The organism is Sulfurimonas sp., assembly GCF_041563495.1.
Taxonomy (GTDB): Bacteria; Campylobacterota; Campylobacteria; order Campylobacterales; family Sulfurimonadaceae; genus Sulfurimonas.
Genome location: NZ_JBFFMZ010000020.1, coordinates 1 through 10369, shown reverse-complemented (window position 1 = coordinate 10369; position 10369 = coordinate 1). Strand labels below are relative to the sequence as shown.

General features: G+C 35.6%; 12 protein-coding genes and 2 pseudogenes. All 14 read right to left on the bottom strand.

All coding sequences use genetic code 11. The features are described from left to right. Window positions 1-801, bottom strand: a pseudogene (locus ABYK18_RS11850) (F0F1 ATP synthase subunit beta); the annotation flags it as partial. Between the two features lie 11 nt (window positions 802-812). Further along, window positions 813-1700: an ATP synthase F1 subunit gamma gene (gene atpG / locus ABYK18_RS11845; protein WP_373036886.1), complete on the bottom strand. Its 888-nt coding sequence runs from the start codon at window positions 1698-1700 to the stop codon at window positions 813-815. Window positions 1701-1710: 10 nt separating this feature from the next. Then, window positions 1711-3228 carry a F0F1 ATP synthase subunit alpha gene (gene atpA / locus ABYK18_RS11840; RefSeq protein ID WP_373036885.1) on the bottom strand — a complete coding sequence of 506 codons (1518 nt, stop codon included), beginning with the start codon at window positions 3226-3228 and terminating at the stop codon, window positions 1711-1713. A 21-nt stretch (window positions 3229-3249) separates the two neighbouring features. After that, entirely contained in the window at window positions 3250-3783 is a 534-nt protein-coding gene (locus tag ABYK18_RS11835; protein WP_373036884.1) for a F0F1 ATP synthase subunit delta, read from the bottom strand. 1 nt (window position 3784) lies between these two features. After that, window positions 3785-4300 carry a F0F1 ATP synthase subunit B gene (locus tag ABYK18_RS11830; RefSeq protein WP_373036883.1) on the bottom strand — a complete coding sequence of 172 codons (516 nt, stop codon included), beginning with the start codon at window positions 4298-4300 and terminating at the stop codon, window positions 3785-3787. 9 nt (window positions 4301-4309) lie between these two features. After that, window positions 4310-4732 (bottom strand): FoF1 ATP synthase subunit B', encoded by a 423-nt coding sequence (locus ABYK18_RS11825; protein WP_373036882.1) that lies wholly within the window; start codon window positions 4730-4732, stop codon window positions 4310-4312. A gap of 124 nt (window positions 4733-4856) precedes the next feature. After that, window positions 4857-5699, bottom strand: coding sequence for a ParB/RepB/Spo0J family partition protein (locus ABYK18_RS11820; protein WP_373036881.1), 843 nt, complete (start codon window positions 5697-5699; stop codon window positions 4857-4859). Then, entirely contained in the window at window positions 5699-6481 is a 783-nt protein-coding gene (locus ABYK18_RS11815; protein WP_373036880.1) for a ParA family protein, read from the bottom strand. The genes ABYK18_RS11820 and ABYK18_RS11815 overlap by 1 nt, the downstream gene beginning before the upstream one ends. After that, window positions 6478-7113, bottom strand: a complete 636-nt coding sequence (locus tag ABYK18_RS11810; protein WP_373036879.1) for a biotin--[acetyl-CoA-carboxylase] ligase — start codon at window positions 7111-7113, stop codon at window positions 6478-6480. The genes ABYK18_RS11815 and ABYK18_RS11810 overlap by 4 nt, the downstream gene beginning before the upstream one ends. Beyond that, the gene (gene fmt, locus ABYK18_RS11805; RefSeq protein WP_373036878.1) at window positions 7094-8002 is read right to left on the bottom strand and encodes a methionyl-tRNA formyltransferase; all 909 of its coding nucleotides are present in this window, start codon (window positions 8000-8002) and stop codon (window positions 7094-7096) included. The genes ABYK18_RS11810 and fmt overlap by 20 nt, the downstream gene beginning before the upstream one ends. Next, window positions 8003-8770 (bottom strand): glutamate 5-kinase, encoded by a 768-nt coding sequence (gene proB, locus ABYK18_RS11800; RefSeq protein WP_373036877.1) that lies wholly within the window; start codon window positions 8768-8770, stop codon window positions 8003-8005. Between the two features lies 1 nt (window position 8771). Beyond that, window positions 8772-9872, bottom strand: a complete 1101-nt coding sequence (obgE, locus tag ABYK18_RS11795) for a GTPase ObgE (protein WP_373036876.1) — start codon at window positions 9870-9872, stop codon at window positions 8772-8774. A 145-nt stretch (window positions 9873-10017) separates the two neighbouring features. Next, on the bottom strand, window positions 10018-10275 hold the full coding sequence (rpmA, locus tag ABYK18_RS11790) for a 50S ribosomal protein L27 (protein WP_373036875.1): 258 nt from the start codon (window positions 10273-10275) through the stop codon (window positions 10018-10020). A 24-nt stretch (window positions 10276-10299) separates the two neighbouring features. Continuing rightward, a pseudogene (locus tag ABYK18_RS11785) lies at window positions 10300-10369 on the bottom strand (50S ribosomal protein L21); the annotation flags it as partial.

Genomic DNA, 10369 nt, shown 5'->3' with positions numbered 1-10369 from the left:
TGAAGGGATACGACCAAGAAGTGCTGACATCTCAGAACCTGATTGAGCAAAACGGAAGATATTATCAACGAACATTAGTACGTCAAGGTTCTTCTCATCTCTAAAGTACTCAGCCATAGTAAGACCAGTAAGAGCGATACGATTACGTGCTCCCGGAGGCTCACTCATCTGACCGTAGCACAGTGCAACTTTATCAAGTACATTAGAATCTTTCATCTCATGGTAAAGGTCATTTCCTTCACGAGTTCTCTCACCAACACCAGCAAATACAGATAGACCGTCATGACCCATTGCAACGTTGTGAATAAGCTCCATAATAATAACTGTTTTACCAACACCTGCACCACCGAATAGACCAACTTTACCACCTTTAGAGTAAGGAGCAAGTAAGTCAACAACTTTGATACCAGTTTCAAACATCTCTGTAGTAGTAGATTGTTCAACTAGAGCTGGAGGCTCACGGTGAATAGACCAGGTAGGAGCATCAGAAACTTGCTCTCCACCATCAATAGTTTCACCAATTACGTTAAAGATACGACCTAGTACCTTTTCACCAACCGGAACTTTAATAGGAGCACCGGTAGCTGTAGCTTCCATTCCACGAACTAGACCTTCACTCATATCCATCGCAATTGTTCTTACACGGCCATCACCTAAGTGAGCTGCAACTTCAAGTACTAAACGAGTTTCAGTACCTTCTAAACTAATTTGAACTTCGATTGCTTCATTAATTATTGGAAGATAACCATCAAAATCAACATCAACAACCGGGCCCATAACCTGGCTTATTTTACCAATCATATTTTTCTCCATTATTTCATAGACTCTACGCCACTTATAATCTCTATAAGTTCCGTAGTAATAGCTGCTTGTCTAGCTTTATTATACTCGACATTTAATGACTTAACCATCTCTTTTGCATTGTTAGTAGCTGTATCCATAGCCTGCATTCTAGCACTGTGCTCAGCGGCAACTGAATCTATAAGTGCATAATACATAGCATATTCAACATATTTACTAACTAAAGAGTCTAGCATATGCTCTTCATCTTGAGCTTCCACCTCAAGTATTGAGTTTTGTACATCAGTACACTCAAACTGAGTTGTATCCACAGGCAATACATTATTAACATGTAACTCTTGAGTTATCATGTTTTTGTATCCGTTGTAGATAATATGAAGACCATCGATTTTACCATCTTTGTAATCTTCAATAGAGGTCATAATGAACTCGTCAGCTCTCTCTTTATCAGGTTTTGAACTTAAATTAGTAACTGTGTCAAACATCTCGACTTCGTTATATTTAAAAAATTCAACACCTTTTTTACCGATACCACGTAAACGCACTTTTACATTTTTATCTTTATACTCTTTAATAAGTTTTTTAACAGCTTTAATAGTTTGAATATTAAAACCGCCGCATAAACCTTTATCAGCAGTTACAAAAATAATGTCAACCATTTTTGGGTTTTCAATCTCTATAAAACAGCGATTGTCAATTCCTCCAACTTTGTTACATTTTATGCGTCCAGCTATTTCGGCAATAACCTGATTCATTTTTGCAGCATAAAGACGAGAGCGTTTTGCAAGCTCTTCTGCACGACGAAGCTTAGCAGTTGATACAAGCTTCATTGCACGAGTCGTCTTTTGAGTGTTAGTGACACTCTTTATCTGTCTCTGAATATCTTTCAAGTTTGCCATAAAGTTTTCCTTACGCTACTACGAAAGTAGCTTTGAATTCTTCTAGTGCTTTGATTAAAAGTGCTTTAGTATCGTCATCTACTTTTGAAGTGCTTCTGATATTCTCAAAAATTTGAGGATAAGATGCTTCAATAAACGGATACAATTCAGCTTCAAAACGAACAACATTAGATGCATCGAAATCATCTAAGAAACCTTCATTACCAGCAAAAATGATAGCAACTTGCTTCTCAGCAGATAGTGGAGAGAAAGGTCCTTGTTTAAGAACTTCTACCATTCTTTGTCCACGCTCTAGTTGATTACGAGATGTTTCATCAAGGTCAGATGCGAATTGAGCGAATGCTTGAAGTTCACGATACTGAGCAAGGTCAAGACGTAAAGTACCGGCAACTTGCTTAGTAGCTTTAATCTGAGCAGCACCACCAACACGAGATACAGAAAGACCAACGTTAATCGCCGGACGTACACCTGAGTTGAATAGTTCAGTCTCTAGGAAAATCTGACCATCTGTAATAGAGATAACATTAGTTGGAATATATGCCGAAACATCACCAGCTTGTGTCTCAATGATAGGAAGAGCAGTTAAAGAACCTGCACCTCTTTCATCTGAAACTTTTGCAGCTCTTTCTAAAAGACGAGAGTGAATATAGAAAACATCGCCAGGGTATGCTTCACGGCCCGGAGGACGACGAAGGATAAGTGACATCTCACGGTATGCAACTGCATGCTTAGATAAATCATCATATACAATTAGACCATGTCTTGCATTGTCACGGAAGTACTCACCCATAGTAACACCAGTATATGGAGCTAAAAATTGAAGTGCTGCTGCTTCAGCTGCAGTAGAAGAAACGATGATTGTGTATTCTAATGCACCATGCTCTTCTAAACGACGGATAATCTGCGCTACAGTTGATTCTTTTTGACCAACAGCAACATAGATACAAACAACGCCATTACCTTTTTGGTTAATGATAGCATCGATCGCAACTGTTGTTTTACCAGTTTGTCTGTCGCCGATGATAAGCTCTCTTTGACCTCTACCGATTGGAACAAGTGCATCAATTGCTTTAATACCAGTTGCTAATGGCTCATGAACAGATTTTCTATCCATAATACCAGGTGCTTTCTCCTCAACGAAACGAGTTTCAGTTGTCTCGATTGGACCTTTACCGTCAATTGGCTCACCAAGTGCATTTACAACACGACCTAAAAGTGCATCACCAACTGGAACTTTAAGAAGACGACCTAGTCTTTTAACTGACATACCCTCTTTTAAGTCTACACCAAGTCCGAGAATAACAACACCTACTGCGCTCTCCTCAAGGTTCATTACTAAACCTTTAGTTCCCTCTTCGAACTCTACCATTTCACCAGCCATAACATTACTTAGTCCGTAAACCTGTGCAACGCCATCAGCATAAGAAACAATTTTACCTGTTTCGTTAATATCAACACTTAATTCAAAGTTATCGATACGCTCTTTAATTATTGAGCTGATTTCATCAGCTTGAATTTTTGCTACCACTACTTTTCTCCTCTCATGAAGTTAAATTGCTTTTATTATATGTTCTATAATTTGATTGTTTATTCTTGTTTTAGAAAAGTTAATCTCTACACCAAGATCTTCTACATCCACTTTAATACCATTAAAATTATCTTTAATAAAATTTAATGAGATGTTTGAATCAAATTTTTTACTTAAACCACTACTTAAATCTTGTATGACTTTTGCATCTAAATCGCTGTCACTATATACAACACCCGCGTAAGTTTTACTTGTATCTGCTGTATCTTTTCTCATTCCTTCTGCTAAAGCAGGAATAATAGAAGTACGGTTTTTTTCAACAAGTAGTTTGATTAAAGAATTAATACTTTCAGACTCAGCAGGTTTTACTGCAGCTAAAAGGATTTCTGCTTTTTCTTCTTTAGTTACCATAGGGTTATCAATAATCTGCATGAACTTTGCGTCATTGAATGATTCAGCCAAAGCTGAAAATACTACAGTCATATTTTGCATTGTTTGAGCATCAGAACTCTGTTTTAGAGCTTTGATATATCTTTTTGCAATTAATTCTTCCATATTATGCCACCTTCTTTAAGATAACATTAGCCATAGCTTCTTTATCAAAACTGTCAGCACTCTGACTTAGAACTTCGTTTAGAACATCTTCAACAACAGTTCGAACCATTTTTCTTTGTTCAAACTCCATCAACGATGCATTATGCCTAATCATATTTTCTAAGTCTGCTTCGCATTGAAGCATGATATTGTCATTTAATATCTTATTTTCTTTTTTTGAAGTAGCAATTAATTCTTCTGCAAATTTCTCAGCATCAGAAATTTTAGTTAAAGCTTCTTTTTTAAGAGAAATAGACTCATTTAACTTATCTTGAACTTTTTGCAATTCATCAGCGATTCCCTGACTTCTCGCACTAAAAAAGTTTTTAGCAGGCTCTGCGACAAGATACCATACAAGACCAAAAAATAGTAAAAAGTTTACTGTTCTTTGAACAATGTCTGTTCCTCCGCTCTCTGCACCACTAGATGCTAATGCATAAGTTGATATCATTATAATTAATAGTAAAATTCTACTCACACCACATCCTTATATTTGACTAAATTTAGCTTTTACAGCTTCTTTAAACAATGGAACTTGTGACATCAGATCACTTGTTAATTGTTTTTTAGATTCAGCAATTGACTGCTCAAATTCTAAATATTGGCTAGCTAATTCAGCACGCTTCGCTTCTAACTTACTATCTGCTAACTCTTTAGCATCTTCTATTACTTTCTCTCTTAGGGCCGCAGCTTCCAGTTTAGCGTTTGTAATTATTGATTGAGCTTTTGAATTAAGTTCGTTAATTTCATCATCATTATTACCTACTTTTTGCAGATCTTTTTTAATGTCATCATCTCTTTTATTCATAAAGCTAAATAATGGATTATAAAGCCAACTGTTTAGAACGGCGATTAGTGAAAGAAATACAACAAATGTAGCTAAAAGTAGTATCGGATTTATATCTAACATAGCACCTCCTAAAAGTTGCGTGATTATACTATGTCGAAATTGAAAGGATAGTTAAATTATGAAAGAATTTTAAAGAATTTTATAATTTTTATAAAGAGTAGTGAATATACACAGTCTTTAAAGACTATTTTGAGAGATATTGAAGAAAATCGCTTATTTGGCTTTCATTTTCAAATTCTATAGTCAATTTGTTCTTAGAAGACTTTGCTTTTAGTCCTAAAAAATCAAATTTTTCTTTAATTTTTGAAAAATCATATTCAACTACATCATTTTTAGCTGTAGGAATATTATTTGTGTCTTTAATATTTTTAATAATTGATTCTACTTCTCTAACGCTAAGTTTTTGACCGATTATAGAATTAACCATAAGCTGTTGTTGTTTTTCATCAAGACCGATTAATACTTTTGCATGTCCCGCAGTGATTTTTTTCTCAACTAAAGCTTTCTGTGTTTTTGGAGACAGTTGCAAAAGTCTTATAGTATTAGTAATGTGTGTTCTGCTTTTGTGTATTTTACTAGCAAGTTCTTCTTGTGTGACATTATACATTTTGATAAGTTCACTGTATGACTCTGCAAGTTCCACTGCATTTAATTCATCTCTTTGAATATTTTCAATTAGAGCGAATTGTCTCATCTTTTGCTCATCAGAGTTAAGAAGTATTGCACGTATTGTTTTTAACTTGACTAATTTAGATGCACGAAGTCTTCTCTCGCCTGCGATTAATATATAGCCGTCAATATCTTCAGTAACCACAATCGGCTGAAGCAAGCCGTCATTTTTAATAGACTCGCCAAGTTCCATAAGAGAAGTTTCATCAAAATGTTTTCTTGGCTGATAAGGATTTGGCTTGATATCTTTTAAAGAGAGTTCTATAACTGCATCTCTATATGAACCTTCATTTTCATATGCTTCATCTATTTCACCCAATAGGGCATCTAATCCACGACCTAGTTTTTGAGACTTCATTATGCTATTATCGTTTGTGCTAGATTTTGGTAAGCTATCGAGCCTACAGATTTTACATCATATAAAATTGCCGGTTTTCCAAATGATGGAGCTTCCGCAAGTTTTACATTTCTTGGAACTACTATGTATTTATCTTTAGAGTCTTTAAATAGTTTACCTTTAAAGTGTTGAGACAGATCAGCAAAGACCTGTTTTGAAAGATTGTTTTGAGCACTAAACATAGTCGGTAAAAAACCTTTTATACTTAGTTTTGGGTTTATTGATTTTCTTACAAGCTTAACTGTATTTAAAAGTTGTGCAAGACCTTCAAGTGCAAAAAATTCACATTGAATAGGAATAATTACAGAGTTAGATGCTGAAAGAGCATTTATAGTCATCGGTCCAAGCGCCGGAGGAGAATCTATAATGATATAGTCATAATCTTTTTGAACATTCGCTATAGCTCTTTTCAATACAAGTTCACGACCGTCTTTATTATCATTGTCATAATACTCTTTCTCAATTCCGACAAGACCTATATTTGAAGGTGCCAGATGAAGTGTAGGCAGGTCTGATTTTAAAATAATGTCTTTTAGTTTTTTAGTCCCGATAAGCACATGATAGATATTAAACTCATAATCATTACGATGAAAACCCAAAGATGTCGTGGCATTGGCCTGTGGATCTGAATCTATCAAAAGCACTTTTTTTTCTGCAACAGCAAGTGACGCAGCTAAGTTTACGGCAGTAGTCGTCTTACCGACCCCACCCTTTTGATTTGCAATTACTATTACTTCACTCATCTTAGACCATATATCCTTTCGCCATTGCGCACTATCGAACCATCACTCTGAAGATTTACATCTTCCAATGGAATTCTTAAACTTTTATTATGTGTAAAAAAGTTTTTATTCTTGTAAAATTCTAGCTCATATTTACTAAAAACTTGCTTCCATGAAACATTTTTTTCGATTTTTTTGAAATATTTTTTAACTAAATCTTCTCTAGTTACCTCTACATCTAACTTTTCAAATCCTTTGGGCTGTGTTACCAAATTTAACCCGACCCCGCAAATAAGTACACTATCTACAATATTTGTAATCATACCGCCGATTTTTTTATCTTTTACATAAAAATCATTGGGCCATTTTAACCAAGTTTCTGAATTGAAATCATTAAGTACAGTTTTTAAGATATAAGCAAAATATATAGATGCGGATTCAAGTTTTAAATCTTTTGGAAGATTTTCAAGCTCTATTGCAAAAGATAAAAACAGATTTCCTTCAAGTGAGTTCCAGCTGTTTTCTCTACTTCCTATGCCATCTGTTTGAGCATCTGCTATTACCGCAAACGGTGTTTCTATCTTTTTTGCTTTTATAAGCTCTTTTAGATGTTTTTGAGTTGAGCCTATTGTCTTAAGATAAAGTGTCTTCACAGCTAAGTCTCTTACCGTTGATGTAAGAAAGGACATCCATCTCTTTCTTAGAAGCAGGTTGTACTTTAAAGATTCTTACACTTCCTTTTTCGCATCCGACAACTATACTATCTTTATCTATAGAGATTATTTTTCCGCCTTCATTAACAGAATCTTTTTCTTCAAGCTTTATACTTTTTAGCTTCAAACCACTTTCTAAATATATTCCTGGCCATGGCGTAAACGCACGGTACTTGTTGTAAAGCTCTGTAGCATTGGTAAAACTGACTTCACCGTCTTGCTTAGTAATTTTTACACAGTGAGTAGATAATGAGTCATCTTGTTTTATTGGAGTATATGAGTTAAAGTTTTCTAAAACATCTATAGTAAGCTCAGACGCGGTGGTTGTAAGTCTTTCAAATAGTGTCTCAACCATTTCATCATCACTTACATCTATCTCTTGTATCTTTAAAATATCACCTGTGTCCAATCCGACATCCATCAGCATCGCAGTGACGCCTGTTTTTTTATCCCCGTTTAAAAGAGTCTGCTGAATAGGGCTTGCACCTCTGTATGCAGGAAGTATAGACGCATGAAGGTTTATACATGGAGCATGCTGTAAGATTTCTAATGGAAGTATTTGTCCGTAAGCAGCTACAACGATGTAATCGCACTCTATCTTTAAAAGTTCTTCTACAGTGTCTGCATCTCTTAATCTGTTTGGCTGATATACAGCTATATCATGTTTTTGGGCTAGAGTTTTTACGACAGGCTGAGTCATAATCTTTTTTCGTCCAACCGGTTTATCAGGTTGAGTATAAACAGCAACTACTTCCATACCATCTGTATCTATGATTTTTTGTAAGATTTGTTCTGCATAATCAGGTGTGCCCATAAAAATAATTTTCATCTATACATCACCGTTTGTAAAGAGTGTTCCGCCTGAATGATGTCCATTTATCATGTAACTTTTAACATCACTAAGATCAAATCCGCTCGCTAAAAACATATCAATATCAGATGCTAAAAGGTAATTAGCAGCTTTTAACTTTGTAACGATACCGCCTGTAGCAAATGTGCCGTGAGGAGTTGCTTCTCTCTGCAGAGCACACTCATCAATACTGTTTACGACTTTTAGTACCTTTGCATCTTTGTTTTTGTGAGGATCTTCATCATAATATGCATCTATGTCTGATAGAATGATTAAAATATCAGAATCTGTATGTTTCGTAATGTAGGCTGAAAGCTGGTCGTTATCTCCAACAACAAGTTCTTCCGTTGCGGTTGCATCATTTTCATTTACAATAGGTATCACGCCGTTTGATAACAGAGTATCAACAGTGTTTCTAATCCTCTGTATATCTTCCGCTTTATTTAAGTTTGCGGCAGTCACAAGAACCTGTGAGATGATAATGTTGTGATCATCAAATTTTTGAGCATACTTATGCATAAGTACAGGCTGACCAATAGATGCCAGAGCTTGTTTGTTTTTAAGCACACCACGGTCTAGTTGAAGCTTAGTATACCCTGCTGCAACTGCACCTGAAGATACTAAAATAACTTCATTGCTTTTTTTTAGCTCTACTAAAAAATCCACCAAAGCCTGCATTCTATCTAATGCAACGCTATCTCCTTGTGTTAAAACAGCACTACCAACTTTAACAACTACGCGTTTCATTCTATTTTCTATCCGTTTGTACTAGGTTAAACAGAGCATATTTAAGTGCTTCTATATTTTTATTTGTCGCCGAAGATATAGGAGCTACAAGATATGGTTTTGTTTTATCGTATCCTAATGTCTCATCCGCAGAATCTTGCACATAGTATGGCATAGTCGGGTCAAAATCAAACTCGCTTCCCTTATTTGGTTCCAAACCGAGAAGTTCTAAAAAACCGTTAACAAGATCGTTGATTTCATCAGGCGGAACTATATCTACTCTTGTCAGTGCAATAGCATATTTACTTTCACCCAATTTTTCACTAAATGATTTAATCTCATCTTTTAGTACTTCTATCTGCTCTTGCAAATCTCTATATGAAGCTAAATCTATCATATATAAAAGAGTTTTGGTTCTCTCTATATGTCTGAGAAACTGAATCCCAAGACCTTTACCCTCGTGAGCTCCACCGATAATACCAGGAATATCCGCCATTACAAATGATTCGAAATCACCGATATTTACTTGACCGAGTTTCGGTGTCAGTGTTGTAAACTCATAGTTGGCAATCTCAGGAGTAGCATTTGAGACTGTTGAGATTAGTGTTGATTTTCCAACATTCGGAAAACCTACAAGTCCAACATCAGCTATCAGTTTAAGGTCTAGTTTTATAGCTCTCGTCTCACCTTTTTCACCCGGTTGAGCATAAGTAGGTCTTTGGTTTGTCGGTGATTTAAAGTGAGTATTTCCAAGTCCGCCTTTTCCGCCTTCTAAAAACTTCTCTTCCTGTCCGTCTGTCAACATATCAAAAAGAACTTCACCTGTTTCTATATCTATAATCTGAGTCCCAGGAGGTACGATAATAACTTTTTTATCACCTGATTTGCCCGTCATACGAGATCCTTCTCCAGGTCTTCCGTTATCTGCTTTTATATGCATTCTTTTTTGAAAATGAGAGAGCGTATGTGTATTGTTGTCACATTTAAACCAGATATCTCCGCCTCTTCCACCGTCTCCACCATTAGGACCGCCGTTTAATACAAACTTCTCACGACGAAATGCTACACACCCTTGTCCACCTTTTCCTGATGAAACTGTTAATTCGACACTATCTGTAAACATTTTGATATCCTTGGTTTATTACTTATTAATACTTAAAAATTCACTTGGATTTAAAAAGAGTAAATTGTTAAATATTTTAATTGTTTAGGTGTAAACCTAATAATTGGGGTAGAAACATTCAGGCCGAAGCCTAAATATTGTGGAATTATGCAGCAGGTACTATTGAAACTTGTTGACGTTTTTTGTCTTTTCTTTCGAATTTAACAACACCTTCAACTAGTGCAAATAGAGTATGATCTTTTCCCATACCAACATTTTTACCTGGGTGAACTTTAGTTCCTCTTTGACGAACGATGATGTTACCAGCTACTACAGCTTCTCCACCATACTTCTTAACACCAAGTCTTCTACCAGCTGAGTCACGATTATTCTGTGTACTACCTTGACCTTTCTTATGTGCCATCTGAAATCTCCTTAGTTTATGCTATTAAGCAGCTATTTTCGTGATACGAACACGAGTGAAGTCTCTTCTGAAACCTCTTTTAACTTTACTGTCT